Genomic DNA, 26,898 nt, shown 5'->3' with positions numbered 1-26,898 from the left:
CCTCTTGGATCGTGCGGACTTCGGCAACGATCAGCAGGCCACGATGGCTGTCGTGCCGGCCTTGCGAGAACTGTCCTCCTTTGGCACCGCAGGACTGTCCGAGTGGCCGATCCGCTGCCGCATCGACCGGCAGGAGGGTGACGGTGTGACGACCGTCTATTGACTGACCGCATCGAAGGAGCCGCGATGGACGCGCTGAGGAAAACCTCACTGGTCGCGGGTGGGTTCTATGTGCTCACCTTCGTCTCGATTCCGACCGTCGCGCTCTACGATCCGGTGCGCGAGGCGGACTACATCGTCGGCACCACCTCGGAAACCTCGGTCCTCGTCGGCGGTGCTCTTGAGTTGATCGTTGCCCTCGCCTGCATCGGCACCGCCGTCGTGCTGTACCCGGTGGTCAAGCGGCAGGGTGCAGCCCGCGCGCTGGGCTTCGTCAGCGTCCGGGTCCTCGAAGCAGCCTGCATCTTCGTCGGCGTCGCGGCTCTCCTGACGATCGTCGGTCTGCGGCGGGGCGGAGCCGGGGCGGAGGCGGTGGTCACCGGTCAGATGCTGGTTGCCTTCTACGACTCGGTCTTCCTGGTCAGCCAGAGCTTCATCCCGGTCCTGAACGCGTTGTTGCTGGGTTCCCTGTTGTACCAGTCACGCCTCGTGCCACGGATTCTTCCGGTGCTCGGGCTCGTCGGAGCGCCCCTGCTCCTCGCTTCCGACGTGTGCGTACTGTTCGGTCTCTGGGACCGCCTGTCGCCGGTGACGGCGATCGGGGCCCTGCCCATCGCCGTCTGGGAGTTCTCGCTGGGCGTCTACCTGATCGTCAGGGGCTTCCGGCCCTCCCCGGTCACTGCGGGGATGGTCACCGCCAGCACCCAACCCGCCCCGCAGGTCGACATCGTGACATAACTCGAACAACGGCGTACGGTTTATCTCGAACATGAATGTTCGAGATTGGGGACGTCGTGGCCAGAACCGGCGAGCAGCTCCTGCGACGGTGGCCAGCGGCTCTGGGCATCCTGGTCGCGGTCGGTACCGTGCTCGGGATCGACCATGGTGGTGAGATCGCCTCCGTCGTGGCGGCGTCGGGGTTCGTCTATCTCGCGGCAGCTGCCGTCGGACGTCCCGGCGCAGCGTGGCCGGCGTTCGGTGTCACCTTCGTTCTCATCGGGCTCGGCCTTCGTACCGCATTCGATCCCGTGCTGTGGATATGCGTCGCCGCCGGCGCCCTCGCCGCCTTCGGGGCCCTCCGGGCGGGCCTGCGGCCGGTGTGGTCCCTGCCGATGCAGTCAGCGGCGATGCTCGTGCTCGCGGCGGCGGCGCTGCTCGCCGTGCGGGCCGACCACGTCACCGGCGGCATCATCGTCAGTGTCGCCCTGTTCGCGCACGCGGCCTGGGATGTGTGGCATCACCGTACGCAGCGCGTCGTCGTGCGCTCCCTCGCGGAATTCTGTGGCGTACTGGACGTGCTGGTCGGGGTAGGCGTACTCGTTGTCACCCTGACGGCGTGACGGCAAGCGCCGCAAGCACGGTGTCGCGTACGAGCCGAGTGGCGTCGTCCGCCGTCACATCGCCCCGATGCACCGCGCCGGCCGCCCCGTGCAGCACCGCCTGAATGGTCGTGAGCTGCCACAGCAGCGGCATGTCACGGCGAAACACCCCCTCGTCCCGACCGCGTTCGACGAGAGCGTGCATCCGGCGCGCCGGCTCCTCGTGCACGCGCCGCATCTCCTCCGGCGTCAGCGCGTCGCTCGCCGCTAGCACGATCGCGCCGAAACGGTACGTGAGCTGCCAGGTCGCCTCTAGCAGGCGGGCCATCGCGTCCCGTGGATCACCGTCGAGGTCGACCGCGCTTAGGGCCTGGTTCGTGCTCGCGATCACACGGAGGCTGACCGCCTCGACCAGCGCCGCGCGGGACGGAAAGTGACCATAGAGCGTGACCCGGCCTACGCCCGCAGCCCTCGCGATCTCGTTGACACTCACCGCCGGGTCGGCGGCGAGCAGGGCGGTTGCGGCGTCAAGGATCGACTCGACGTTGCGGCGCGCGTCCGCGCGCTTGGCGGTCACCCCGTCGATGGCCATTCCGCCTCATCCTGTTTCTCGAACACTGATCTCCCGCCGGACGGTTGTGAGCCGATCGGACAGGTGGCGCCCTGAAGTGCCACACCGGCGGAGGCAACCGTCACGGCCGACGGCCCGGCCAGGAGCAGTGCGATCGCAGTGGCGGCAACGAGGCGATGGCGGATCCGGGGGCGGGCCGGCGGGGCCAGCATCCGGCGTACCCGTTCGACCGCACCCGTCGCGGCGCCGAGTGCGTGCCGGGGGGTGCGGTCGGCGAGCCGCACGATCGCGGTGGCGACCGCCTGCCGCCCGTGGTGCTCACTCGCGCGGTCGTCGGCGAGATGCTCCACCAGCCGCCTGATCTCCCGTTCGGCGGTCTCGGCCATCGGCAGTCCCGGTAGCGCGCGGTGAAACGCGGCGGCGAGGGCGACGAGGAGGTGGTGCCGGCCGCGCAGGTGTGCGCGCTCGTGCCGCAGTACGGCCGCGAACTCGTCGGGGGTGAGGGCGTCGAACGCGGCGCTGGTGACGACGACCTTGCCCGGACGGCCGGGCAGGCAGTAGACCGCCGCCTCCGTGTGGTCGACGATCGTCCAACCATCGGCGTCCTGCCGGCTCAGCGGCAGCAGCGCGGCCAGGTGCCGGCGACGCCAGCGGCGGGCGGAGACGAACGTGCGGACGAAGCTGACCAGCAGGCGGGCGACCAGGATCGCGGTGGCCAGCAGCGCGGTCACCGCGAGGGCCCCGTGCAGTGCACCCATTCCCGCCAACGCCCGGACGCACGCCGTGACGATGCCGTCCAGGCCGGCGGCCAGCGCAGCCGGCGGTACGGCGACGAACAGCCCGGCGGAGAGGACGGCGACGGTGACGGACAGTTCCGCACCGAGCCACAGCCCGATCGTGAGGCGCGGCAGGGAGGTCGTCCACCGCCCGGTCAGGGCAGGACGGGCCAGCAGCGCCACCGAGGTCGCCCAGGCCAGCAGTACCAGACTGGTCACGAACTCGGCCTTCCGCGCTGATCCAGCAGCTCGCGCAGCGCCGCCGCCTCCTCGGGCCGCATGGCGTCCACGAACCGGGCCAGTGCGGCGTGCTGGTCGGCGGCCGAGGAGAGCGCCTCGGCCATGAGCTGTCCGACGTGCTCCTCCCGGCTGGCCTTCGGGCGGTAGCGGTAGGCCCGGCCGGCGAGTTCGCGGTCCGCCCAGCCCTTGCGGTGCAGGTTGTCCAGGACCGTCATCACCGTGGTGTAGGCGAGGTGGCGGTCCGCCATCGCGTCGACCATCTGCCGCACGGTGAGCGGCTCGGCCGCTGCCCACAGCGCGTCCATCACCACGGATTCCAGCGGACCCAGTGGGCGGTCGTTGCCCGGGTCCTTCCGTCGATCTCGGCTCACCGGTCGACCGTACCGTCGGTGGCGAGCAGCTTCGACCCGGCCGGAGTCGGGCAGGCACGCTCGCCGGCGAGGCGACGCCGCAGCGCCCAGGCGAGCAGGACGATCGAGGCCACGGCGAGTACGGGCTGCGCCGGAGCGAACCAGCTCATCGCCCCGCTGTAGCCCAGCGCGATCAGGACGATCTTGTTGCAGACGGGGCAGCCGACGGCGAACAGGGACAGGGCGGCCCCGGTCACGCCGGTCCGCGTCCCGGTGTGGCCCGCAGCCGGCCCGGTGGGCCCGACGTAGGTCGCCAGCAGCAGCCCGGACAGTACTGCGGTCACCACCAGCACCGGCCACGCCCACCAGGTGACGGCCACCTCGCGACCGAAGAAGGGGGTGTCGATCAGGGCGGTGGGAACGGCGATCGCCACCGTGGTCACCACGGCGCCGAGGATCGCCACCAACCATCGTCGAGCCGGCCAGGCCGCCCGGCCGGGCGTCACGTCGACCCCGGCCAGCCCGGCTGCGGACGGCAACGCGGCGGCCGGTGTCGCCGGGTCGGCGGTGGTGCTCTCCAGGCCGGCCGCCGGGTCGGCGGCGCTGCGACGGCGGCGGCGGTGTACCAGGACGGCTGTCGCGGCCAGCCCCACGACCAGGAGGACCAACTCGTCCGGTACGCCGCCGAGGGTGCCGGTGACCCATTCCTGCGCGGTGCTCTCGATGTCGGTCAGGCCGAAGCCGCCGGCCAGGCCGGCCGTGCCGTCGAAGGCCAGGAAGAACCCGCCCAGCGCGATGAAGAGCAGGCCGGAGAGGGTCGACGTGCTGTGCAGACGCAGCCGACCCACCGCGAACGACCGGCCCCGCAACCAGCGCCGTTCGGCGATGCGCCACCGGTCCCAGACGAGGGCGAGCAGCAGCAGGGGCACGGTCATACCCAGCGCGTAGACGGCCAGCAGGGCGCCCCCGATCGCCGGCCGCGCCGAGGTGGCGGCCACGGTGAGGATTCCACCCAGGATCGGACCGGAACAGAAACCGGCCAGCCCGTAGACCGCGCCCAACGCGAAGACCGACAGCGGGGAGTTCCCGGTGATCCGGCCCAGCAGCCGTTGCGCCGGCCCGAAGGCGAACCCCTTGCCGGCCAACTGCACGACGCCGAGCGCGATGATCGACCATCCGGCGACCAGGATCAGTGTGTCGCGGTGTTGGAAGAAGGCGTTGGCCACCACCGAGGACCCCACGCCGAGCGGCACCAGGACGGCGGCCAGGCCGAGGTAGAAGACGCCGGTGCGGGCGAGCAACCGACGCGGGTTCTGGAAGGCGTACGCGAAGAAGGCCGGCAGCAGCATGGCGCTGCACGGGCTGAGCAGGGCGAGTGCCCCGCCCAACAGGGCGGCCAGGTAACCGACCTGGCTCACGCTGCGTCCAGCTGCTTGTCGATGGCCTGCTTGAAGGCCTCGTACGGCTGGGCGCCGATGATGGGCGTGTCCCCGACGATGAAGGCCGGTGTGCCGGTGAGGCCCATCGAGGCGGCCTCCCGCCGGTCCTGGTCGATGGCCTCCCGGGTGACGGCGGAGGCCCGGTCGGCGTCGAAACGGGCCAGGTCCAGGCCGAGTTGCGAAGCGATGTCCCGCAGGGCGGCATCGTTGAGCGCTCCGCTGTTGACCCGGCGCTGCTTGGCGTACAGCGCGTCGTGGAACTCCCAGAACTTCCCCTGGGCTGCGGCGGCCCGAGCGGCGGCTGCGGCGGCCCGGGACTCGTCGCCGAGGTAGGGCAGGTCACGCCACTCGATGCGGACGAGCCCCTGGTCGACGTATTCCCGGATCAGCCTGGGTGCGGTCTCCCGGGCATGCTTGCCGCAGAACGGGCATTGGAAGTCGGCGTACTCGATGACCACGATGGGGGCATCGGGCTCGCCGAGCGCGACCGGATCGCCGGGTGCGCGCCGGGCCAGACCGGCGAAGGGATTCTCCTCCTGGCCGCCGGCCGTTCCGGCAGCGCCGGCAGCCGGGCCGGACGGCTTGTCGGTCGGCCTGGCGATGATCGCGAGGACCGCGACGATCGCGATGACCACGACGGGACCCAGCCAGCCGGCTGCCCTGCGAATCGGCGGGGTCTTCCCGGCACCCCCACGGGACGGCTTCATCGGTGCCTCCTCCAGTCCGATCCACAACTACTAGAAAGCCTAGTACTATGAAGCATAGTACTAGCACGGCTAGTAGGAGTGTGCGGCCCGGTGGTCGTCGCCGGAGGTGTCCGGAAATGAGGCGGTAAAGCGGCTTTTGTCGTTGGTGTCATGGCCCGTCGGCGCGTGCTGGGGGCATGGACGGGTAGTCACCTCATGCTGAGAAGTCTCCATGCGCACGACACCCCCTCGGCATACGTGGCACATGGGAAGGGAGAGCGAGTAATGGCAGTAGACGTACACGTCATCGCGACATCCTCACTCGGCGACCGCAGCTACCTGGCCTCGGACGGGCGACAGGCGGTCGTGGTTGACCCGCAGCGCGACATCGACCGGGTGCTGTATCTGGCCGGCGAGAAGAGGGTGCGGATCACCCACGTGGTGGAGACGCACGTCCACAACGACTACGTCTCCGGCGGCCTGGAACTCGCCCGGGTGACCGGCGCGCAGTACCTGCTCGCCGCGGCCGACGAGGTCGACTTCGCGCGAATGCCGGTCTCCGGCGGCGACGTGGTACCCGTCTCGGACCACCTGCGCCTGCGTGTGATCGCCACCCCGGGCCACACCTTCCACCACCTGTCGTACGTCCTCGACGAGGCCACCGGCGGCGACTGGCGGCCGGTGGGCGTCTTCACCGGCGGATCGCTGCTGTTCGGTACGACCGGCCGCACCGACCTGCTCGGCAAGCAGTACGCCAACGACCTGGCCCACCAGCAGTACGCCTCGGCGAAGCGGCTGGCCGACCTGCTGCCCGACGGGGTGCAGGTGTGGCCGACACACGGCTTCGGCAGTTTCTGTTCGGCCAGCCAGGCCGACGCCCCCGACTCGACCATCGGGCGGGAGAAGCAGGTGAACCCGGTGCTGCGCCTGGCGGCGGATGAGTTCGTCGCCCAGACCCTCGCCGGCCTCGACTACTACCCGGCGTACTACGCCCACATGGGCGTGGCGAACCTCGCGGGACCGGCCCCGGTCGACCTCACCCCGGTGACCCGGGCGGACGCCGCCGCACTCCGCGAGCGCATCGCCGCCGGCCAGTGGATCGTGGACCTGCGGCACCGCAAGGCGTACGCCGCCACCCACCTGGCCGGTACGGTCAGCCTCGGGCTCGACGGCCCGATGTCGACCTGGCTCGGTTGGCTGATCGACTGGGGTGCGCCGGTCACCCTGCTCGCCGAAACCCCGGAGCAGATCGCCGACGCCCAGCGAGAGTTGGTCCGCATCGGCATCGACCGGCCAGTGGCGCAGGCCACCGGCGAGGCTGAGCGGTGGGCGGTCGAGCCCGGGCAGTTGCGGGAGCTGCCGATGGCCGACTTCCGGGCCCTCGCCGCCGCCCGCGAGGGACGCCTCGCGGCCGGACTGCCCGCCCCGGACGTGGTCCTCGACGTGCGGATGACCAACGAGTGGCGCGACGGCCACGTGGACGGGGCCGTCCATATCCCGCTACCTGACCTGCCCGAGCGGCTCGCCGACGTGCCCGCCGGCACCGTCTGGGTGCACTGTGGATCGGGCTACCGCGCCACCGCCGGCGCGTCGCTGCTGGCCAACGCCGGTCGCGAGGTCGTCGTCATCGACGACAAGTTCGACCGCGCCGAGGCGGCAGGTCTCGCCATGGTCGCGCCGACGACGCCGACCGGCGGTCGGTGACCGAAAAGAGGCACGCCGGGATCGGATGTCTCGTTCCGGCTGCCCGCCTGCCTGCCGCGTGGTCAATCAACCAGCGGCGTCCCAACCTGAGTCCGGCCTCGTGGCGCGGAACCACGCTCGAACGGGCCGGTGCCGTGGCACCGGCCCGTTCGAGGCCCTGGTTGGTTACCGGTGCCCTCAGCTACCGCTGCAGACGGCGGCGGTTCCGCTACCGTTTCCGGTGCCCTGGAAACCGAAACTGGTGGTCTGACCGGCGCCCACCTGTCCGTTGTAGTGCTCGTTCCTCACGGTGATGATGCCGCTGCTGCCGGTGGACACGCCGTTCCAGACGTTGCTGACCGACACGCCGCTCGGCAGGTTCAGGGTGACTGTCCAGCCGTTGAGGGCGGTGCTTCCCGCGGTGACGTTGACGTTGGCGACGAAGCCGCCGTTCCACTGGTCCTGCACGGTGTAGACCGCCGTGCAGCCGCTTCCGCCGGGCGGCGGGCTGGCGGGTGGTGGCGTGGTAGGCGGGGCAGTGGTGGGGGGCGGAGTGGTGGGGGGCGGATCTCCCTCGAGCGTCAGGTTCTTCTGCTGGACGACCCACTGGCTGCCGCACAGGCCGCAGTTGGCGCCGACGAAGTTGGCCCCGGCCGCGGTGTCGCCCTTGAGCCGCCACTTGAAGTAGAGCGTCGCCACCCGAGCGAACTCGCCGCCGTTGGGCTGGTCGTAGGTGGCACCGTGCCCGACGTTGAGGTTGCCCATGAAGGCGGGCAGCCCGGCGGGCAGCTTGCCCCAGTCGTCCATCGCGTTGGGGTAGGCAATGTCGCTGGGCCCGCCGATGAAGTAGGCGATCGGCTTGGTCAGCCGCCGGAGCTGGTAGTCGTCGGCGTCGTTCAACAGACCGCTGTTGAAGATGCCGGTCGTGGTGACGCGCGGGTCGTTGGAGACGGCGTACGCCTCCAGACCTCCGCAGGAGAAACCAGCGACGGCGATCTTGGTCGTGTCGAGCCTGTTGTAGTACTTGCTGCCCTGCCGGGAGTTCTCCGCCACGGCCCAGTCGATGGTCTGGGTGAGCATCTGGGCGTTGGTGGAGCCGGAGCCGTTCGGCGCCCCGTTGGCCACGGCGAGGAAGCCGTGCGAGGCGATCTCACGCAGGAAGTTGTGTTGCGAGAGGCCGTTGCCCGAGCAGGCGCCGTTGCCCCACGCCAGGATGGGCAGCCGCTCGGCCGGGAGGTTCTGCGGCCGGTAGATGGTGTGGTTGGCCAGGCTGGGCGAGGTCTCGTAGTCGGCCGGGTACGGGCCGGAGCCGCCGACTGCGGCACTGGCCGGACTCACGCTGATCGCCATGATCACAGAGGTGACCGGGACGACGAGGGCGACGAGTCCCGCGTAGACCTTCGATCTCCTTTTCATGCACCCTCCAGGGGATGTCAATGGTGGCACTCCCTGCGGTGGCGGTGGCCGCTGTCCAGCCGTGCCCTGACCAAGGTCGGCACCGGCCGCGAGTCGATGTGGCTGCCCTGACCGCCCGGCTGCGGTCCCCACAGGCGACTGAAAAGGGGAGCGGTGTGTGCAGTAACTATTACCAGCGCAACGAAAAGTGTCAATGTAACGAACGATTCGGGTCAGCCTGCGACGGCGGGCCGGTCGGCGTTGCACGGACCGGCTCCGGTCGCGCGGGGTCGCTCGACGCGCGGAAGTGCGTGACCCACGAAACGGCGTCCGGCCAGTACGGCGTGACCACCTCGACGAGGCGGGCCTGCGCCAGCGCACCGAGCGCGTTGTGGATGTCCAGGAAGGTGTCCCGGGCCTGCTGACGCGGCCACGGCTGCGGGAGGAGATGCTGCGGCAGATCGGGGTCGGAGTCCGCGAACTTACGCCAGGAGTCCATGGCGGACGTGCGGGCCACCAGCGCTGCGACCGGGTCCACCTTCCCGTTGCGGGCGGCTTCCCGCAGCTCGGCGTACTGCTGGACGAATTGGGAGTACCCGGCGGCCAGAGCGGCCAGGTCGTACGCGCTCGCGGGTCCGTGCGGCCCGGACTCCTCGTCGAACCGGACGTGCATGACCGACCACCGGGCATCCTCGACGTGCTGCAACAACTCGTCCAACGCGCGGCGCACCGCCGCGGTATCGGAGCCCGGTCGGATCCACACGCTGTCGTACAGGCCCACGAAGCGCAGCGCGCTCAACGACCTGCGTACGGCGTGACGCAACGTCTGACCGGAACTCGGAATCGAGAACGACACCAGCACCCAGGCGCCGGTCCACTGCGGGGGACGGGCACCGAAGTCGAGGAAGTGCTGCATCCGCGAGCGATGCTTGGCGATCGCCTGCGGCGTCAGGTGGTAGACCGGCGGCCGCGCGTCCCCACGCCTGGCGATCAACCCGCGCTTGACCAGACGCGACAGCGCGGCCCGGGCGCTGGATTCGCTGATCCCGAACTCCCGCAGCATGGCGATGACCGCGGTCGACGGCAGATCGGCGTCCGACGAGTCGAGATATTCGCCGAGCAGGGTAGCCAGCAGGTGTTGCGGGCTGGACCCGGCCTGGGCCCGGGGTAATCGGACGGTATCGGCGGATTCTTCGGCGTACACCTCATCAGGGTGCCGTACCGGGTCGCCCACCGTGCCGTCAGGCGAGGGCGAGCCCAGGTCTGCTGCCGGTGATCTGCGAGCGTCGTCTCCCCGAGGACATCCGGGAGGTGAAGCGGCGCGTCGCTTCACCAGGTGACCGGCGTTCTCGGCCCGCTGTCCGGGCTGGTCAGCGCCCGCCGCGGCGGGCGCTGGGCCGGGCCCGGGCGGAGAAGGCAGCCACGCCACCGCGCGCCGGTGCGGATCGCGTCGACGGTGCCGCCGCCGTGGCCGGCTTGCCTCCGCGTCGGCCCCGGCCGCCGTTGGTGGGCGGTGCCTCGTGCCGAACGTCGGCCGCCGGCGTCACCGGCCGGGGAATCAGGGTCCGTTCGCCCGGGGCGAGTTCACGTAGCAGCGCGTCACCCGGGCGCAGCCGGGTCGTGGTCGCCTTGATGCCGGCCTTGCGGGTCAGTTCCCGCACCTCGGGCACCTGTCCGTCGGTCATCAGCGTGACGACGGTCCCGGCCGCACCGGCCCGGGCGGTACGGCCCGACCGGTGCAGATACGCCTTGTGCTCCACCGGCGGGTCGGCGTGTACGACGAGGGCCACGTCGTCGACGTGGATGCCCCGGGCGGCGATGTCGGTGGCGACCAGCGTGTGTGCCTGCCCGTCGGAGAACGCCTGCAGGTTCCTGGTGCGTGCGCCCTGGGCCAGGTTGCCGTGCAGTTCGACGGCGGTCACCCCGGCCGCGACCAGCCGGCGGGCGAGGGTTTTCGCGCCCCGCTTGGTGCGCGTGAACACCACGGTGCGGCCCGGCGTGGCGGTCAGTTCGACCAGCACCTCGAATCGGTCCTCGGCGTGCACGTGCAACACGTGGTGCGCCATCGCGGTGACCGGCGACAGAGTCGTGTCGACGCTGTGCACGGCCGGCTCGGTGAGGAACCGCCGTACCAGCACATCGACGCCGGCGTCCAGGGTGGCGGAGAACAGCAGCCGCTGCCCGCTGCGCGGGGTCTGCTCCAGCAGTCGTCGCACGGTGGGCAGGAAGCCGAGGTCGGCCATGTGGTCGGCCTCGTCCAGCACGGTGATCTCGACGGCGTCGAGGTGCGCGTTGCCGGTTCCGACATGGTCGGCGAGCCGACCCGGGCAGGCCACCAGGACGTCGACTCCGGCGCGTAGCCCGGCGATCTGGGGTCGCGCGGCGACACCGCCGAAGACGGTCATCGTGCGCAGCGACAGGGCCTGCGCCAGCGGCGCCATCACGCTGTCGATCTGGGTCGCCAGCTCACGAGTGGGTACCAGGATCAGCGCCCGGGGACGCCCGGCCCGCCGTGGTTTCGCGGTGGCCGCCAGGCGGGTCAGCACCGCCAGTACGAAGGCGTAGGTCTTACCCGAACCGGTGCGCCCCCGGCCGAGCACGTCCCGCCCGGCGAGCGCGTCGGGCAGCGTCGCGGCCTGGATCGGGAACGGTCGGTCGACCCCGCTCGCGGCCAGCACGCGGTTCAGTGCGTCGGGTACGCCGAGGTCGGCGAAGGTGGGCGAGTCGGGCGAGGTGCTCTGGTGTGGGCGGCGTGCCGCCATGAAGGCTCCGAACGTCGAAGGGACGTCCCGCCCGGCGCTGACCGTTCGGCCGCGGCGCGTGGCGTGGGACATCGAACCCGGCCGCCGTGCTGGGCGGGCCGTGCTGTCAGTCTACTCGAAGCCGCTCCCAGGGCCCCGCTGCCCGCCGACACGTGGCCGACGGGCACGCGCCCGGCCGATCAGGGGGAGACCACCTGCCAGCGGCTCTGTTCGTCCATCCATGCCCGGGCCAGGATCTCCGCCGACTGCCGGCCGGGGCACTGGTGGATCTTCGATCGGCCGGCTTCGCCGCCGGCACGGGCCTCCACCTCCCACGACTCGCCGTCGGTGCGGATGTACACGTCGCGACGTCCGCGCACGGTGCGGTTGCCGTTCCACCAGTGACGCTCGGTTTTCACCCCTCGACCGTATAGCAGAACTTCCGAGGATGGAATGTTGACGATCTTGGCAACGGGTGTGCGTACGGTGACGGGGAGACCGAGGAGGCTCGGAGCGGACATCCAGGAATGTTCCGCCTGACCAGAGGGTGACCGGTGCGGCACGAAGCGTGTCTTGGATCACCGAAGCGACACCAGAAGCTCCTGGGGCCGGTGGTCGGAGGCGCCACGCGCGTCGCCGAACTGGTAGGAATGCACCCGCACCTGCGGCGAGACGAACGCCCAGTCGAGCCGCCACCAGTGCGGCCAGCCCGGACGGTACGCCCAACTCGCCGGGTACGGCGACGACATGGCGTACTGCGCGTCGCGCAGGCCGTCGGGCACCTTACGCAGGTCACCCATTGCCGGGGTGGTGTTCAGGTCACCGGCGAGCAGCACCGGGTGCGGGTTGTCGGCCACGTCGCGGGCCAGCGCCCGCCACTGCGGCTCCCGTTGGGCGCGTTGCTCGCGCATGATCCGGTAGAAGTCGCCGTCGAACGGGCCGTGCTCGGGTGAGAGCTGCACCGGCAGGTGCACGTTGTACGCCGACAGCACTCGCCCACCGCCGATGTCCAGGTCGGTACGCAGGCTCTTGTAGCGCCACTCGTCGCCGGCCTCGGCGACCTCCGGTGGCAGGCCGACCGGTTCCACCGGCACCTGCCGCAGCACCGGCACGCGGGAGAGGGTGACCAGCTCACCGACGACCACCACCTGGAAACCGGGAAACTCGGCGCGCAGTCGGCCGATGGTCTCCTCCGTCGGCCGACCCTGCTCGTACCAGTACTCCTGCAACAGGTAGACGTCGGCGTCGGCGTCGCGCAGCACCCGGTACAGCGCCTCGGTCTCGCCCCACTCGTCCCAGTAGCCGGTGTTCCAGGAGAACACCCGCAGCGCGTCGGGCGGGGCGGTGCCGTCCCCGCCCTGCCACCACCGGACGTTCACCCCGCCGAGTCCCGCGCCGAGCAGCAGCCCGGCGGCGGCGAGCAGCGCCACGGCGCGGCGGCGGCTCACCGCCGCGCCGACACCCAACGCCAGGGGTACGAGGAGGAAGGCCACTGGTGGCACGGTGTCCACCGCGAGCCAGAGCCACCAGCGCCCGCTGAACACCAGGTGCGCGGCGGTGAAGGCCAGCCAGAGCGCCGCGCCGCCGACCAGGACCCCCGTCGGCCAGCCCCGCCCGGCCGGGCGGGTGGGCGAGGTCTGGTCGGCGGCGGTGTCGGCCGGAGCGACTGTCGTCACGCCGAATTCCACTGCGGCTTACCGTCGATGGGGAACGAGGCGTCGTAGAGCTGGCGGAAGGGCCGGGACAGCAGCCACTGCGCCGCGCCGGTCGCCACCCCGGCCGTGATCGTCACGTTGACCAGGAACTGCAGCCCGGCGAAGGCGAGCAGGAACAGCGGCCCGTGCCGACGCAGGACGAAACGGTACATCCCGGCATCGCAGGCCAGTGAGGCGACGAGCAGCAGCACCGGCAGCACGGCTCCCCACGGCCCCAGCAACAGTGGTACGGCCAGCGCCGGCAGGCTGAGGAACGCGGCGAGGCTGCCCCAGGCGCGGGAGGCGGTCTCGAAGCCCTTGCCGAAGCGCCGGGCCCGCGCGTACAGCGGGATGCGCAGCCGCCCCCGGTGGAACAGCTTGCGCAGCAGTCCGCGCAACTCGTGGTCGTGGTCGTGCCGCCCGCGTACCTCCGAGGTGAGCCGCATCCGGTGGCGCCGGGTCAGCCGGTAGCCGTAGTCGACCTCCTCGGTCTGCCGCAGGGCCGGGTTGAACGGCCCGATCTCGTCGTACACGGTCCGCCGGATCATGCAGACGGCGGGAAAGAGGAACGACACGTCACCTTCCGAGCTCAGCGACCAGTAGTGGTACTGGAGGCCACGGTAGCGGGAGACCATCGTGTCGTGGAGCAACGGCTCGGGATCCTGGATGCCGCAGACCGCACCGACGGCCGGTTCCGCCCGCAGGATGCGGACCGCGCTCGCGATCGCGTCCGGTGCCAGCGCCAGGTCGGAGTCGACGTAGCAGATCAGCTCGCCGTCGGTGTGTGCGGCGCCGACGTTGCGGGCGGTGCCGCAGCCGCCGTTGGAGCCCGTGCTGAGCACGCGGACACCGAGCGCCTCGGCCACCGCCACGGACTGGTCGGTGCTGCAGTCGTCGACCATCAGCAACTCGATGTTGGGGTAGGTCTGGTCGAGAATGGACCGCAGGCACAGATCCAGGGACTCGGCGTAGTTGTAGTTCGGCACGATCACCGAGACCAGTGGAAGCGCGTTCATCGGGTGACGACCTCCGGACGGTCGTAGAGCCGGCGGAAGCGGCGCGAGGCCAGCCAGGCGATCACGCCGGAGGCCGCGGCGACCGCGATGACCAGGTTCAGGAAGAAGTGCATCGCGACGAAGTAGACCAGGAACAACCATCCGCGTTCGGCCCGGACGAACCGGTACATCGGCAGGTCACCGGCGACGAAGGCGGCGGACGCGGCCAGCGGCACCAGCAGGTACGCCGGGCCGAGCAGCAGCGGCAGCACGAGAGCGAGGACGGCCAGCGGGGCGGCGATGCTGACCCAGGCGCGTGGGCCACTGCGCAGTCCGCCGGGGAACTCCGGCTTGCGGGCGTACATCGGGATGTGCAACGCCGTGCGGGTGAACACCTTGCGGACCAGCACCCCGAGTTCGTGGTCGTGGTCGTGTACACCACGCACCCTGGGGCTGAGCAGGATCTCGTAGCGCTCCGCGAGCCGCAGGCCGTAGTCGGCGTTCTCGGTCTCCCGCAGCCGGGGATTGAAGGGGCCGATCTCGTGGAACACCCGGGCCGGGATGGCCAGCAGCGCCGTGTAGAGCGTGCTGATCCGGCCCTCGTCGGCGATCAGCCAGTAGGACTGCTGGAGGCAGCGGTACTCCTCCAGCAGGCTGTCGCGGATCAGCGGCACCGGGTCGTAGTTGCCGCAGACCGCCCCGATCGCCGGGTCGGCGGTGAGCAGGTCGACCGCGTTGGCGACCGCGTCGGGGCGGGCCGCCACGTCGGAGTCGATGAAGAACAGGATCTCGCCCGCCGCAACCGTCGCGCCGAGGTTGCGGGCCGCGGCGGGGCCGCTGTTGCTCGGCGTACGCACGACCCGGGCCCCGTGGGCCTCGGCGACCGAGACCGAGTCGTCGGTGCTGCAGTCGTCCACCACGATGATCTCCAGTTGCGGGTACGTCTGTGCCCGCAGGGAATCGAGGCAGAGGTGCAGCGCGCGGGCGTAGTTGTAGTTCGGCACGATGACCGACACCAGGGGAGGGCTCATCTTTCCGTCCAGGTCAGCAGGTGTGGATAGCGGGCGTTGAGCTGTGCCACGGCGAGCAGGGCACCGGCCAGCAGGGCGCACCCGACGATCGTCCGGTCGCGCAGCAGGATCCGGATCGGATCGCCGCCGGTGCGCAGCACGAGTACCGCCTGCAGGTACCGGAATGCGGCCAGCAGTCCGAGCGGTACGACGAGCGCCAGCACGATCGGTGGGTAGGCCTCGATCGGCGCGTCGATGTTCAGGTAGAGCACGAAGGTGGTGCCGGCCAGGGTCGTGGTGAGACCGAGCAGGTGGTCGGCGAGCAGCAGGTTGTATCCGTCCAGGGCGGGCCGGTGCCCGGTGCCCAGGGCGGCGAGTTCGTGCCGGCGTTTGCCGAGGATGAGTACCAGGCAACCGCTGAACACCGCGGTCAGCAGCAGGCTGGCCGGTGGCGTGCCGGTCGCGGCGTAGCCCTGGATCACCCGCAGGACGAAACCGGCGGAGACCACGCAGACGTCGAGCAGCGGCAGGTGCTTGAGCCACCTGCTGTAGGCGGTGCTCAGGAACAGGTAGGCGACCAGTGGCCACCAGGTCATCGGGGGAGCGTTGACGGTGAGCGCGATCAGTGCGGCGGCGAGCAGGCCCGCGTACGCCCAGGCCACCGGGACCGGGACGTGCCCGGCGGCGATCGGCCGGTGCCGTTTCTGCGGGTGTGCCCGGTCCAGGTGGCGGTCGGCGATGTCGTTGACCACGTAGATCATCGAGGAGGCGAGCGTGAAGGCGGCCACCGCCCACGCGCACCGCCACAGCGCCGAGGCGGTCCAGACCGGGGTGTCGACCAGGGCGAGCGGGACGGTGAACAGATTCTTGACGACGTGGCCCGGGCGGGCCAGGACGAGTAGGTGGCGCGGCAGCAGAGGCAGGCGCGCAACGCGGTCGGGTGCGACCGGGGCGACCGGCTCCACCACGGTCTCGGCGGCGGTCATCGTGGCCGTCGTCAGAAGAAGATCCGGGTGGCGGCGAGGACACCCTGCCGCCACGGATCACGGCTGGTCCGGCCGTCGCGGGTCGGCTGGTTGCGGTGTCGCTCGGCCCGCCACCACTCGTAGGTGCGCAGGATCGCGTCCTGGTTGGACAGCTTCGGATGGAAGCCCAGCCGGTGCCGGGCCTTGTCGATGCTGACGTACGAGTCGGCCATCAGCTTGTGCAGCAGCCGCCCGTAGACCGGTGAGAGACGGCTGCGTTCCAGCAGGCTGAGGGCGACGAGCGCCGGCCGGGCCGGCAGCGAGACCACCCGTCGGCCGTGGCCTGCGGCGTCCAGGACGGCCTGGAAGTCCTCCCGGAGGGTGCCGAAACGCTCGGCGGCGAGGTTGTACGTGTCGTTGGCGACGTCGTCGTCGGCGCCCAGCACGGCGATCACCGCGTCCACCAGGTCGTCCACGGCGAACATCTGGATCCGCACGTCGCCACGGCCGAGGACCGGAAAGTTGCGGCCCTCCTCGGCCCACTCGAAGAGCATCGCGAACAGGCCCATGCGTCCGGGGCCGACGAAGGTCTTGGGGCGCAGCACCGCCACCGGCAGGCCGTCGGCCCGGTGCCGCTCGGCGATCTCCTCGGCGGCGGCCTTGGCCGCGCTGTAGGCGTCGACCGGCGTCCGGGGGTACTCCTCCGGGGTGGGCACCTGTTTCGGCAGCCCGTAGACGGCGGTGGAGGAGACGTGCAGGACCCGCTGCACCCTGGCCCGTCGGGCGGCGTCGAAGACGCTGCCCGTCCCGTCGACGATGATCGACCGGATCTGGTCGGCCGGGTAGCTGGGCAGCGCCGCCGCGCAGTGGATCACGACGGTGGCTCCGGTGAAGGCCCGGTCCAACAGGCCGGGGTCGCGGATGTCCCCGACGTGGCTGACCGTGCTCTCGGCCCGCAGGTCGACGCCGTGCACCTGGTGGCCGTCGGCGATGAGACGCTCGGCCAGCCGGGAGCCGAGCATGCCGGCGGCACCGGTGATCGCGATCACCACAGCGTCCCCACCTTCTGCGCGACGAACCGGGTGACCAGCCGGGTCAGCCCCTGGCTGAGAACCTCGTCGAGGGCCTCCACCGCGCGTTGCGCGTCGGCCGGCTCGGTGACCAGCGACGGTCCGATGACCAGCGGGTTGAGTCCGTTGAGGGTGTAGTAGGTGAAGATGTCGTGGTCCCGGTAGAGCGCGTTGATGACGGCGCAGGTCACCAGCTTGGCCTTGAACCGGGGGTCGCGGGCCATGCCCGCCGGGGCGAGCCGCGCGACCAGATCGAGGATCCGGGGCCCGCCGTCGATGTGCACGCCCCAGAGCGCTCCGGCACCCGCCACCCGGCCGACCGCCTCCGGGTGCGCCTTGGCCAGCCGGTCGAGGGCGGGTTCGAGGACGCGCTCCAACGCGCGTGCCCGCGCCGGGTAGTCGTCCTCCACCACGATGTTGATCGCCTCGATGGCGGTGACACACTCCTCGCCCATGCCGTAGTACGTGGTGCTGGTGCTCTGCAACAGCGCGTCGGTGAGGTTGTCGTACGCCTTGCGGAACACCGGCTTGCGGGCCACGAAGGCCGATATGGACGACTTGCCGCCGCCGAAGGATTTGCTCGTGGTCAGCACGTCCGGGATCAGGTCGGGGTAGCGCATGAAGTAGAAGAGGCTGCCCGTCTTGCCCCAACCGGTGTAGATCTCATCGAAGATGAGCACGATGTCGTGTCGGTCGCACAGTTCGCGTACGCCTCGGAGGAAGTCTTCGTCGCACCACTGAATGGTGGAGGCGCTGAACGGTTCCACGATGAGGGCATAGACGTCGCCGGGATGCTGCTCGATAGCCGACCGAACGGAATCCAGATCTCCGTACGTGAATGTGGCGATGCCCGGAATTGTCGGGAAGTTGAAGTGCGGCTGCCCGGTGAGTCCGCCCGAGCCGAGCAACTTTCCGTGGAAACCACAGTCCGCCCGAAGGATGGTTGCTCGGCGGCCACCGTGGTATTTGTACGCGAGCTTGACGGCGCCCTCCACCGCCTCGGCCCCGGAGTTCGGCAGGAACGACATGGAGAGGTCGCCGGGCAGCAGTTGCGCCAGGTTGTGGCCGAGTGCGGCAAGATAGGGAGAAAAGTACGTCTTGTGCACCTCCATCCGCCGGCGTTCGGCGAACCGCTGGCGGGCGGCCAGGATCCGGGGATGGTTGTGGCCGTGGTTGAGCACCCCCACCCCGCCGGTGAGGTCGAGGATCCGTCGGCCGTCACCTAAGGTCAGGTAGGCGCCCTCGGCGCTGTCCACCAAATCCCGGCCGAACCCGAACGACGTCATCAGATTGACCTGGCTCGCGTTCACGTACTGCCGATAGAGATCGTGCACCTCACGAACGGTGAACCGCTCGCATTCCTCGATACTGACGAGATTGGGCATGTTGCGACGCTAACTATTGCCCCGCGATCTTTCCTGGACTCTCGCTGGATGCAACCTTGACTACGCAAGGCAACCCTTGCGTGTCGGGTTGCCGCTCGATAACTTGGTCAGGCGCAAGTCAATTGCCGCAGATCAATTCTTCGAGCATTATCGAAACCCCATTGAGGTGCCCGTCATGCCGCCCACGGTGTCGGTCGTCGTTCCGACCCACAACAGCTCGAAGACCCTGGCTGCGTGCCTTGAGGCGATCCAGCGGCAGCGACATCCGGTGACCGAGGTCATCGTCGTCGACGACGCCAGCACCGACGACACCCGCGAGGTCGCCCGGCGGTTCCCCTGCCGGCTGTTGGTCACCGACCGCAACGCCGGGCCGGCTGCCGCCCGTAACCGTGGCATCCGGGCCAGCACCGGAGATCTGATCTTCTTCCTCGACTCCGACTGCGCACCGGAACCGGACGCGCTGGGCAACGCCCTGGCCATCCTCCGCGACCAGCCGGATGTCGCCTGCGTACACGGCATCTACGCGCTCGAACCCCTGATCGACGACGGCCCGGTCGAGGCGTACCGGCTGCTGCACGGGCACTACTGGCGGCTGCGCAACGTCGGGCGGGTGCGCACCACCCTCTTCGCGGTCTGTCTCATCCGGCGTGAGGTCTTCACCGCGGTAGGGCTGTTCGACGAGAAGCTGCGCGCCTCCGAGGACGTCGAACTCGGCGACCGGATGGGCGGGCGGTACGGCATCGTCCTCACCGACACGGTGGTCTGCCGGCACGACGACGACAGTCAGCTCGGCGCACTGCTGCGCAAACAGTTCCACCGCTCGCAGATGCTGATCCCGGTGGCCCGGGCCGAACGAGGGCCGGCCGGCATCCGCGCCAACACCCGGGCCGGTCTGCTCACCGCGACGCTGGTGCCGGCGGCCCTGCCGACGGCGTTGCTCACCGGCGGCTGGCCGGTACTGTCGCTGCTGTTCCTCGTACTGTTCACGGTCGCCGAACCGGCTCTGCTGCGGTTCGTCCTGCGCCGGCGCGGTCCCGCTTTTACGGGCTTCTTCTTCGGCGTGCATCTGCTGGTCCAACTCGCCGTCGTCAGCGGAGCGATCGTGGGCGGGTTGCGCCACCTCGCCGACCGCGACTTCGGACCGACCCGGGCGCGCATCGCGAAGACGTCCCGATGAACACCCGTCGAGGACCCGTCGCTCGGCTGGGCGCGCACCTGCACGCACAGGCGCTGCACTACCTGCTCTTCGCCTACCGTGGTCACCAGACGCTGCGCCGCCGACCGACACCCGGAGGCCCGCACTGGCCGGTGTTCGGGCTGGCCGGCGCGGAGATCGCGCTCACCGTCGACGACGGCCCCCATCCGGAGTGGACCCCGCCGCTGCTCGACCTGCTCCACCGGCACGGCGTGCGGGCGACGTTCTTCCTCATCGGTGACCGGGTGCGGGAGCGGCCGGACCTGGCCCGCGAGGTGCTGGCCGCCGGCCATCTGATCGGAAACCACTCGATGTCGCACCCGCAGCCGTTCGCCGCGCTCACCCGGCCCGACCTGCGGGCCCAGATCGAGCACGCCCAGCGCGAGATCGAGGACGCCACCGGGGTCACACCCTCGCTGTTCCGCGCGCCCGGCGGCAACTGGTCGTCGACGGTCCTGCGGACCACCGCCGCGCTCGGCCTCACCCCGGTCGACTGGACGGTGAACCCCAGTGACTGGCGCAGTCCCGGCGTCCCTCGGATCGTTCGGACGCTGTCCCGGACCCGGCCTGGGCAGATCATGCTCTGCCACGACGGCGGCGGTGACCGGTCGCAGACCATCGCTGCCCTGGCCGAGGTGCTGCCGCGCCTGACCGACCGTGGCCTCCGCTTCGTCACCGTCCCGGACCAGCGGTAGCTGCCGTGGACGCTGTCATGGCCTGCCCGGGCACGGGGCCGGACCGCCACACGTCAACCCGTCGACTCACTGGTCAGCCGGAGCACCCCCGAAGCCGTGGGTGTCCGGTGCCAGGACAGAGCCGTCGATGAGCGCTGAACCGGGTCTTCACAACCCGGTTGAGCTGGCTGGGAGAGACACCTGATGTCGCAAGATGAACTGTCCATACTGCTCCTGGGGCCGGTGCGGGCCCGCCGGGGCGACACCTCGCTGTACCTGGGCACACCCCGGCAACGGGAAGTCCTCGCCGTGTTGGCGATGCGCAGCGGCATGGTGATGTCCGTCGCCCAGATCGTCGAGGCGATCTGGGTCGGCCGGCGACCCGACTCGGTGGAGAACATGGTGCACACCTACATCGGCCGCCTGCGCCGGGCGTTGGAACCGCCCGGCCATCGGCCGGCGCTGGCCCGGGTGCTGCGCTCCACCCGACCGGGCTACACCCTCGACATACCGGCCGACGCGGTGGACACCGTCCGGTTCGAGCAGGACGTACGCAGCGCCCGCGCCGCCCGTTCCCAACAGGATCTGACCCGGGCGCTCTACCTGTTCCAGCGGGCGCTCACCCGGTGGTCCGGTCGGGCGCTGCACGAGGCCACCGGCCCGTTGGCCGAGGCCGAACGGATCCGGTTGGCCGAGCTTCGCCAGGACGTGCTGGAGGAGATGACCGGCGTGCGGCTCCTGCTGGGCGACATCGAGAACGTCGTCGCCGAACTGCGCTGGATGCTGGCCGAGCATCCGATGCGGGAGCGGCTGTGGGAGCTGCTGCTCGTCGCACTCGGGCAGACGTCCCGGCGGGCGGAGGCGCTCACCGCCTTCCAGGACGCCCGGACCACGCTGGCCGACCGGCTCGGCGTGGAACCCGGCCACCGGCTCCAGGACCTGCATCGCCGGCTGCTGCGCAGTGAGCCGGTCACGGTGTGGCCGTGGTGGGAGCGGCGCGTCCGGGTCTGACCGACCGTCAGGACTCGACAGCGGCCGGGGTGAGCACGAAGAACGCGTCGGGGGCACCGTCGCCGGCCCCCGGCGGCTGCCAGGTGGCCACGTCCAGCCCGCAGCCCCGGATCACCTCCACGAACTGCCGGGACCGCTGCACGTCGTAGATCTGCACGAGGATCCTGCCGCGCGCAGTGAGCAGCCCCGGCAACCGGTGCAGCAGCTCGGCCGCCTCCGTCACGGAGAGGTAGTAGATCACCTCGCGGAGCAGGATGGCGTCGTATCGGCCCGGTGGGACGTACGTCCGGATGTCGGCCACCGCGTACGACGCGTCCGCTCGGTTGAGCGACCGGGCCGTCTCGATCGCCCGCCGGCTGATATCCACGCCGTGATAATGCCGGTACCGGCCGGACGAGAGCGCGAGGTTGGCGCTGGTGCCGCAGCCCAGGTCGAGGATCGTCGGGTGCGGCGCCCACGCCTCGATCAGCGACAGCGGCACGCTGCCCCCACCGGCCTCGTCGAGGTAGCCCCAGAAACCCAGCGCGTACTGGACGTCCCAGAGCGCCGCGTTCAACCGTGGACTGCGCCGCACCAGCGTCCGGACCGGCGCACCGATCCGCCCTGCGATCGTCCTCAGCTTCGACACCATGTCACCGACCTCTCTCTGCCGGTCAGGACCGGCAGCTGTGAACGCGTGGGGTGCGGTCAGCCGACCGGTGCCGCCCGCTCGACCGAACTCTGCTGCGGCCCGGCGTCGACGTGCCGTTCGAGCCGCAGTCGACGCCGGTGCAGGTACTGGGCCAGCAGCAGTCCGCCACCACCGACGGCCACCTCGCTGAGCGCGCAGACCAGCCGGCTGATCAGCACCACCGGTGTGGCCACGGCCACCGGCAGTACGGTGGCCAGCCCGAGCATCAGCACCGCCTCGCGTACGCCCAGGCCGTCCGGGGCGACCACCACCGCCAGGCCGGCGACGGCGGCGGCGGCGAACCCCGCCACGCAGATCAGGTACGACCGGAGGGGCGGCGCGCCGGCGGCCACCGCGAGCAGCCACAGGTGATGCCCGGAAACGACCCAGGACAGTGACTGCGCGGCGACGGCCCGACGTAGGCCGGCCGGGGAGGCGACGACCTGCGGTGGCGGTCGGCGCAGCAGCCGGGCGGCCAGGGCGATCCCGCGGTTGAGCAGATCCGGGCGGACCACGAGCCCGATCAGCGGGATCGTGGCCAGCAGCAGCCACCAGGTGGCCCCGGACAGCAACGCCGGCCCGGCCGCCAGCGCGACCGTCATCCCGGTCATCGCCACCACCGCCCAGCTGAGCAGGAACACTCCGGCCAGCCGGACCGGCCCCACCTCGATCTCCTTGCCCATCCGCAGCAGCACGGGCAGCGCGACGAAGCGGCCGGGCACGAACTTGGCCAGGAACCCCACGAAGAACAGCCGGTACGCGGTCCACCGGTCCACCGGCGCCCCGAGGTCGACGAAGATCGCCCGCCACGAGACCATTCCCAGCAGCAGTCCGACCGCGTTGATCAGCAGGGCACCGGCCAGGGCGACACCCACTCGCCACGGGTCCAGTCGGCCGGCCAACTCCGCCACCGGAGCCCAGTCCTGAGAGCGTACGAACAGCACCAGACCGACCGTCAGGGCCACCACGAAGACGACGGTGAACGCGCGGTTGACCAGCCGCCACCAGCGGCCCTTCACCGGCGCGACTCCACGGTGACCTGCCGCGAGCCTGCCGCCCGGGCCCGCCGCAGCAGCGCGCCGGACACCCCCAGCCCCATCCCGACGAACTCCGTGAGGTGGGTGAGCCACCGCAGGCCGGCGGCGTAGAGCAGGAACCGTGGGCCACGGTGCCGCAGGGCGAACGCCAGCAACTCCCGGTCCGCCACGACAGCGGCGCCGACCAGGGCCACCGGTAGCGCGGCCAGCCAGGGTGACAGCAGGACCAGCGGCGCGGTGCCCACCGTCAAGCCACTGGAGACCATGCCGACCACCGAGCCGAGGTCGACCCGGTGCGGGGTCCGCCCCGGGCCGTCCGACGGGTCGCCGGACCGACCGCCCGATCCGGCGGCCGGACGCTCCCAGCGGGTGGCGACCACCGCACCGGCGTACGTCACCGCACGGCGGAACAGCTCCGACAGGTACGGCCGCAGCCGGTCCACGTCGTCGTGCCGTCCGACCATCTCGTCGCTGACCCGGATCGTGTACCGCTGCGGCAGCCGGGTGCCGAACTCCACGTCCTCGGCGTCGCGCAGCCGCTCGTCAAAGCCGCCGACCTGTTCGAAGACCGCCCTGGGTACGGCGGTGAGCGCGAACATGGTGGTGGTCGTCAGCCCGGTGGCCCGGCGTCGCCAGAAGTGCTCGAACAACGTCTTGTACGCCTCGACCGGGCCGTCGTCGTAGAGCGGACGCAGATCGTAGATGCCCTGCACGACACCGCAGTCCGGGTACGCCTCAAGGGTTCCTACGGCGGCGGCCAGTGCCCCGGGTGCCAGGGCGATGTCCGAGTCGACGAAGAACAGCACCTCACCGGTCGCCCGGCCCGCACCGGCGTTGCGGGCCGCCGAGACTCCCCGGTTGACCGGGAAGGCCAGCACGGTACATGGGAAATCGGCCGCGATCTGCCGGGACCGGTCGGTGCTCGCGTCGTCGACGACGATCACCTCGGCCGGCGGTGCCGTCTGGGCGTAGACCGCCGACAGGCAGTCGCGCAGGGTCCGCTCCTTGTTGTAGTTCGGCACTACCACCGACACCCTCACCGAATCCACCCCTTGGTGTCGTCGAGGCTGGCCCGTCCGCCACTCGGACGCAGCGCCAGCCAGCCCAGCGCCACGACCCCGACCAGCACGTACAGGTTGGTGTGCAGCAGATCCAGGCCCCGGAAGTGCAGATCCGTGCCGCGTAGCCCGATGAGAACCCAGGCTGCACTGGCCACGAAGCCGGCCCAGAGCAGTGCGCCGGCAACCACCGCGACCCGGTCACCGGCCTGCCGGCCGCGTACCGTCAGCAGCACCAGTGCGGGTACGCACCACACCCAGTGGTGGTGCCAGGAGACAGGCGAGACGAGCAGGCCGGTCGTCGCGCAGGCCAGCACGCCGAGGAACTGGTCACCGGCCCGGACACAACGGACCGCGACCACGAGCCCGGCCAGTGCCGTCAGTACCGCCAACGGCAGCCAGACGGCGGTGACGTCGGCAGTGTCGCCGAGCCGGGCCATTGCGCCGTGCAACGACTGGTTCAGCACTGTCCGGGGGTCGCCGCTGACCCGGGTGGTGTCGAACAGGCCGCCGCCCCAGAACCGGGCCGAGTCGACCGGCCGCCAGCCGAAGCCGAGTCCGACGGTGGCGGCGAATCCGGCCGTCGCCACCCCTGCCGCACGCCATCGGCGCAGGCAGAGCAGGTATGCCACGAAGATCAGCGGGGTCAGCTTGATGCCGGCGGCGATGCCCACACCCAGACCACGCCAGCGGCTGTCGGGTTCCCCGGTCAGGTCCAGCAACACGATCAGCATCAGGAAGAGGCCCACCTGGCCGGTCTGCAGGTGACCGGCCACCGGGAAGACCGGCAGCACCGCGACCGTGCCCACCAGGACGGCACCGGCGCCGGTACCCGCGCCGGCGGCCCGCAGCGACGCTCGTACCACGGCGGCCAACGCGAGGACCGAGGCCATCGACCAGATTCCGATCCCGGTCGTGGCGCCGACGTACGCCAGCGGTTGCAGTAGCAGCGCGGCGAACGGTGGGTAGGTGAAGCCCAGCACGATGCCGTCGGCACCCTGGTGGGTGGCGTCGTAGAGCCTCCCGTCACCACCGGCGGCGGCGATCGCGGCCGTTCGGTAGACGGCGAGATCCTCCCAGAATCGGCCGGTGCTGCGATGCACGACGACCGCAGCGGCGCTCACCAGCCCGGCAAGCACCAGCAGCGCGGTGACGGACAGCGCCGTCCGGGACCGGCGATCCGGCCGAGGAGCCGTCGTCGGCGCGAGGATCGTCACGGCAGGCCCCCTTCGAAAGTCGGTCGGCAGACGGTAACAATCGATACGTCAACGCTTCCTGTAACTGATCTGGATTACTGACGGCAGGCAGGCAGGCAGGCAGGCAGGCAGGTAGGCAGGTAGGCAGCAGGGCTGGGCACCGGGCGGAGCGGGGTGGGTGCCGGCCGTGGCGAGGCCGACCTCCCGCTCGGGGTGCGATCCGGCGGATGGCGATGCCCTCAAATAGCTTGGGTCGCAATTGTCATCTGCGGTGAAAACCAATTACGTCAGAACTGTGACAGCTTTGCGTCAAAGCGCGAGTTGCAGGGGCAATTGTGGCGCCCGAATCCTGCAAGTGCCTGGTGGGGAGGCGTTTCATGCGCTAGTCCAAAAACTGTCACTTCTCGTTCATTGCGATCAATGCTCATCAATCAATATGCTGCGTCTATTCCCGCTCGGGAAGCCAAGGACAAGGGAGGTCCTCTTTGAAATCCACCCTGCGCTGGACCGCGATCGCGGGAATGTCGATCGCGTTGGTCCTGGGGGGCGCACCGGCCGTCAGTGCAAATCCCACCACCACCGAGAGCAACGGCAACACCAGCACCGTCGCCCGTACCCTCGACGGTCGCGCGATCACCAACGACAAGATCGCCAAGGAGGTCGCGGAGTTCTGGACGCCGGAGCGGATGGCCTCGGCCGTCGACCTGACCTTCGCCCGGCCCGGCGGCGCCGTCGAGTCACCGGCCCGTGCGCCGAAGCCCACCGGGCCGGCGGGCGCGGTGGCGCCCATGGCGCCCAGGATCGCCGGCACTGACGACGTCCGGACCATGGTCAACGAGTCGCTGGCCGTCGGGAAGGTCTACTTCACCGTCCCCGGCGGTGGCACCGCCTCCTGTTCGGCCAGCACCGTCGCCAGCGGCAAGCGGCGGCTGGTGGTGACCGCGGGTCACTGCGTGCACGGGGGTGCCGGCGGGCAGTGGTACAGCAACTGGCAGTTCGTCCCGCGCTACCGTGACGGCGCCCGTCCGTTCGGCACCTTCGTGGCGTCCAGCCTGAACACCCGTACCGCGTGGATCAACAGCAGCAGCTTCGCGGAGGACATGGGCATCGCCGTCATGAACAACGGCGGTTCCTACGGGCTCAAGGTCGTCGACACGGTGGGTGGTCACGGCCTGCGCTGGAACTACGGCTACAGCGTCTCGGTGACCGCGCTGGGCTACCCGTCCAACCTCGGTGGCGGCGAGAGCCAGTACTACTGCCAGGGCACCACCTGGAACGCCGGCGGCCAGCAGATCCGGATGTGGTGCAACATGACCTACGGTTCCAGCGGCGGACCCTGGCTCCAGGAATACAACGACAGCACCGGGTACGGATACATCAACAGTGTCGTCAGCCACGGTGACAACCCGGGCAACGGCCAATTCGACGGCCCCTATTTCGACGATGACATCAAGAGCCTCTACGACTTTGCCGAAGGCATTTCTCCGGCGTAGGGGCACATGAAATCACCGGCCCCGGCCAATTGGCCGGGGCCGGTGACGTGTCGATTGATGCATAAGCGCCGGCACCGAATGGACGG

General features: G+C 70.5%; 27 protein-coding genes. 8 read left to right on the top strand and 19 right to left on the bottom strand.

The features are described 5' to 3' along the window. Nucleotides 1-4 precede the first annotated feature (4 nt). The 3 genes from AB0M35_RS11870 to AB0M35_RS11860 all read left to right on the top strand — a co-directional run bounded on the left by AB0M35_RS11870 (nucleotide 5) and on the right by AB0M35_RS11860 (nucleotide 1,499). Nucleotides 5-163 (top strand): hypothetical protein, encoded by a 159-nt coding sequence (locus AB0M35_RS11870; protein ID WP_363744319.1) that lies wholly within the window; start codon nucleotides 5-7, stop codon nucleotides 161-163. A gap of 23 nt (nucleotides 164-186) precedes the next feature. Then, nucleotides 187-897, top strand: coding sequence for a DUF4386 domain-containing protein (locus tag AB0M35_RS11865; RefSeq protein ID WP_363744317.1), 711 nt, complete (start codon nucleotides 187-189; stop codon nucleotides 895-897). A 128-nt stretch (nucleotides 898-1,025) separates the two neighbouring features. Further along, a complete protein-coding gene (locus AB0M35_RS11860) occupies nucleotides 1,026-1,499 on the top strand; it encodes a hypothetical protein (protein ID WP_363744315.1) in 474 nt (157 codons plus the stop codon). On the opposite strand, the gene AB0M35_RS11855 is transcribed toward AB0M35_RS11860, so the two are convergent. Genes AB0M35_RS11855 through AB0M35_RS11835 form a run of 5 tightly spaced genes read right to left on the bottom strand, consistent with a single transcriptional unit; the run spans nucleotide 1,483 to nucleotide 5,561 of the window. Next, nucleotides 1,483-2,070: a TetR/AcrR family transcriptional regulator gene (locus AB0M35_RS11855; protein WP_363744313.1), complete on the bottom strand. Its 588-nt coding sequence runs from the start codon at nucleotides 2,068-2,070 to the stop codon at nucleotides 1,483-1,485. The genes AB0M35_RS11860 and AB0M35_RS11855 overlap by 17 nt on opposite strands. Continuing rightward, the gene (locus AB0M35_RS11850) at nucleotides 2,052-3,044 is read right to left on the bottom strand and encodes a M56 family metallopeptidase (RefSeq protein WP_363744311.1); all 993 of its coding nucleotides are present in this window, start codon (nucleotides 3,042-3,044) and stop codon (nucleotides 2,052-2,054) included. Before AB0M35_RS11850 ends, AB0M35_RS11855 begins: the two co-directional genes overlap by 19 nt. After that, nucleotides 3,041-3,436, bottom strand: a complete 396-nt coding sequence (locus tag AB0M35_RS11845) for a BlaI/MecI/CopY family transcriptional regulator (RefSeq protein WP_363744309.1) — start codon at nucleotides 3,434-3,436, stop codon at nucleotides 3,041-3,043. Before AB0M35_RS11845 ends, AB0M35_RS11850 begins: the two co-directional genes overlap by 4 nt. Beyond that, on the bottom strand, nucleotides 3,433-4,833 hold the full coding sequence (locus tag AB0M35_RS11840) for a cytochrome c biogenesis CcdA family protein (RefSeq protein ID WP_363744307.1): 1,401 nt from the start codon (nucleotides 4,831-4,833) through the stop codon (nucleotides 3,433-3,435). Before AB0M35_RS11840 ends, AB0M35_RS11845 begins: the two co-directional genes overlap by 4 nt. After that, nucleotides 4,830-5,561 (bottom strand): thioredoxin domain-containing protein, encoded by a 732-nt coding sequence (locus tag AB0M35_RS11835; RefSeq protein ID WP_363744305.1) that lies wholly within the window; start codon nucleotides 5,559-5,561, stop codon nucleotides 4,830-4,832. The genes AB0M35_RS11840 and AB0M35_RS11835 overlap by 4 nt, the downstream gene beginning before the upstream one ends. A 264-nt stretch (nucleotides 5,562-5,825) precedes the next feature. Here AB0M35_RS11835 and AB0M35_RS11830 point away from each other — a divergent pair, with 264 nt between their 5' ends. Beyond that, the gene (locus tag AB0M35_RS11830; protein ID WP_363744303.1) at nucleotides 5,826-7,244 is read left to right on the top strand and encodes an MBL fold metallo-hydrolase; all 1,419 of its coding nucleotides are present in this window, start codon (nucleotides 5,826-5,828) and stop codon (nucleotides 7,242-7,244) included. A gap of 177 nt (nucleotides 7,245-7,421) precedes the next feature. Here AB0M35_RS11830 and AB0M35_RS11825 read toward each other — a convergent pair whose 3' ends face one another. The 10 genes from AB0M35_RS11825 to AB0M35_RS11780 all read right to left on the bottom strand — a co-directional run bounded on the left by AB0M35_RS11825 (nucleotide 7,422) and on the right by AB0M35_RS11780 (nucleotide 18,379). Beyond that, nucleotides 7,422-8,639: a cellulose binding domain-containing protein gene (locus tag AB0M35_RS11825; protein WP_363744301.1), complete on the bottom strand. Its 1,218-nt coding sequence runs from the start codon at nucleotides 8,637-8,639 to the stop codon at nucleotides 7,422-7,424. Between the two features lie 190 nt (nucleotides 8,640-8,829). Then, complete coding sequence (locus AB0M35_RS11820) at nucleotides 8,830-9,822, bottom strand: PaaX family transcriptional regulator C-terminal domain-containing protein (RefSeq protein ID WP_363744299.1); 993 nt, start codon at nucleotides 9,820-9,822, stop codon at nucleotides 8,830-8,832. Nucleotides 9,823-9,988: 166 nt separating this feature from the next. After that, nucleotides 9,989-11,380 carry a DEAD/DEAH box helicase gene (locus tag AB0M35_RS11815; RefSeq protein WP_363744297.1) on the bottom strand — a complete coding sequence of 464 codons (1,392 nt, stop codon included), beginning with the start codon at nucleotides 11,378-11,380 and terminating at the stop codon, nucleotides 9,989-9,991. 179 nt (nucleotides 11,381-11,559) lie between these two features. Beyond that, nucleotides 11,560-11,778 carry a hypothetical protein gene (locus AB0M35_RS11810; RefSeq protein ID WP_013734656.1) on the bottom strand — a complete coding sequence of 73 codons (219 nt, stop codon included), beginning with the start codon at nucleotides 11,776-11,778 and terminating at the stop codon, nucleotides 11,560-11,562. Between the two features lie 159 nt (nucleotides 11,779-11,937). Then, nucleotides 11,938-13,035 carry an endonuclease/exonuclease/phosphatase family protein gene (locus AB0M35_RS11805; RefSeq protein WP_363744295.1) on the bottom strand — a complete coding sequence of 366 codons (1,098 nt, stop codon included), beginning with the start codon at nucleotides 13,033-13,035 and terminating at the stop codon, nucleotides 11,938-11,940. Then, entirely contained in the window at nucleotides 13,032-14,069 is a 1,038-nt protein-coding gene (locus AB0M35_RS11800) for a glycosyltransferase (RefSeq protein WP_363744293.1), read from the bottom strand. The genes AB0M35_RS11805 and AB0M35_RS11800 overlap by 4 nt, the downstream gene beginning before the upstream one ends. Continuing rightward, the gene (locus AB0M35_RS11795; RefSeq protein ID WP_363744291.1) at nucleotides 14,066-15,079 is read right to left on the bottom strand and encodes a glycosyltransferase; all 1,014 of its coding nucleotides are present in this window, start codon (nucleotides 15,077-15,079) and stop codon (nucleotides 14,066-14,068) included. Before AB0M35_RS11795 ends, AB0M35_RS11800 begins: the two co-directional genes overlap by 4 nt. After that, nucleotides 15,076-16,044, bottom strand: a complete 969-nt coding sequence (locus AB0M35_RS11790; RefSeq protein WP_363744289.1) for a UbiA prenyltransferase family protein — start codon at nucleotides 16,042-16,044, stop codon at nucleotides 15,076-15,078. The genes AB0M35_RS11795 and AB0M35_RS11790 overlap by 4 nt, the downstream gene beginning before the upstream one ends. Nucleotides 16,045-16,055: 11 nt before the next feature. Next, on the bottom strand, nucleotides 16,056-17,075 hold the full coding sequence (locus AB0M35_RS11785; protein WP_363744287.1) for an NAD-dependent epimerase/dehydratase family protein: 1,020 nt from the start codon (nucleotides 17,073-17,075) through the stop codon (nucleotides 16,056-16,058). Then, complete coding sequence (locus AB0M35_RS11780; RefSeq protein ID WP_363744508.1) at nucleotides 17,069-18,379, bottom strand: aminotransferase class III-fold pyridoxal phosphate-dependent enzyme; 1,311 nt, start codon at nucleotides 18,377-18,379, stop codon at nucleotides 17,069-17,071. Before AB0M35_RS11780 ends, AB0M35_RS11785 begins: the two co-directional genes overlap by 7 nt. Before the next feature lie 274 nt (nucleotides 18,380-18,653). On the opposite strand from AB0M35_RS11780, the gene AB0M35_RS11775 reads away from it, so the two are divergent. The 3 genes from AB0M35_RS11775 (at nucleotide 18,654) to AB0M35_RS11765 (ending at nucleotide 21,358) form a co-directional block, all read left to right on the top strand. After that, nucleotides 18,654-19,655, top strand: a complete 1,002-nt coding sequence (locus AB0M35_RS11775) for a glycosyltransferase family A protein (protein ID WP_363744285.1) — start codon at nucleotides 18,654-18,656, stop codon at nucleotides 19,653-19,655. Continuing rightward, nucleotides 19,652-20,368 (top strand): polysaccharide deacetylase family protein, encoded by a 717-nt coding sequence (locus AB0M35_RS11770; RefSeq protein WP_363744283.1) that lies wholly within the window; start codon nucleotides 19,652-19,654, stop codon nucleotides 20,366-20,368. Before AB0M35_RS11775 ends, AB0M35_RS11770 begins: the two co-directional genes overlap by 4 nt. A 183-nt stretch (nucleotides 20,369-20,551) precedes the next feature. Then, nucleotides 20,552-21,358 (top strand): AfsR/SARP family transcriptional regulator, encoded by an 807-nt coding sequence (locus AB0M35_RS11765; protein WP_363744281.1) that lies wholly within the window; start codon nucleotides 20,552-20,554, stop codon nucleotides 21,356-21,358. Nucleotides 21,359-21,365: 7 nt separating this feature from the next. Here AB0M35_RS11765 and AB0M35_RS11760 read toward each other — a convergent pair whose 3' ends face one another. The 4 genes from AB0M35_RS11760 to AB0M35_RS11745 are packed head-to-tail and all read right to left on the bottom strand — an operon-like array spanning nucleotide 21,366 to nucleotide 25,340. Continuing rightward, entirely contained in the window at nucleotides 21,366-21,989 is a 624-nt protein-coding gene (locus tag AB0M35_RS11760; protein WP_363744279.1) for a class I SAM-dependent methyltransferase, read from the bottom strand. Between the two features lie 56 nt (nucleotides 21,990-22,045). Then, nucleotides 22,046-23,047 carry a lysylphosphatidylglycerol synthase domain-containing protein gene (locus AB0M35_RS11755; protein ID WP_363744277.1) on the bottom strand — a complete coding sequence of 334 codons (1,002 nt, stop codon included), beginning with the start codon at nucleotides 23,045-23,047 and terminating at the stop codon, nucleotides 22,046-22,048. Beyond that, nucleotides 23,044-24,105, bottom strand: coding sequence for a glycosyltransferase (locus AB0M35_RS11750; RefSeq protein ID WP_363744275.1), 1,062 nt, complete (start codon nucleotides 24,103-24,105; stop codon nucleotides 23,044-23,046). The genes AB0M35_RS11755 and AB0M35_RS11750 overlap by 4 nt, the downstream gene beginning before the upstream one ends. Next, nucleotides 24,102-25,340, bottom strand: a complete 1,239-nt coding sequence (locus AB0M35_RS11745) for a glycosyltransferase 87 family protein (RefSeq protein ID WP_363744273.1) — start codon at nucleotides 25,338-25,340, stop codon at nucleotides 24,102-24,104. The genes AB0M35_RS11750 and AB0M35_RS11745 overlap by 4 nt, the downstream gene beginning before the upstream one ends. A 500-nt stretch (nucleotides 25,341-25,840) precedes the next feature. Between AB0M35_RS11745 and AB0M35_RS11740 the strand changes: the two genes are divergently transcribed. Next, nucleotides 25,841-26,812 carry a hypothetical protein gene (locus tag AB0M35_RS11740; protein WP_363744506.1) on the top strand — a complete coding sequence of 324 codons (972 nt, stop codon included), beginning with the start codon at nucleotides 25,841-25,843 and terminating at the stop codon, nucleotides 26,810-26,812. Nucleotides 26,813-26,898 lie beyond the last annotated feature (86 nt).

Origin of the sequence: Micromonospora sp. NPDC051196, assembly GCF_040682415.1 — a bacterium.
Lineage (GTDB): Bacteria > Actinomycetota > Actinomycetes > Mycobacteriales > Micromonosporaceae > Micromonospora.
The sequence above is the reverse complement of the archived record's forward strand: the minus strand, read 5'-3'. Positions and strand labels throughout refer to the sequence as shown.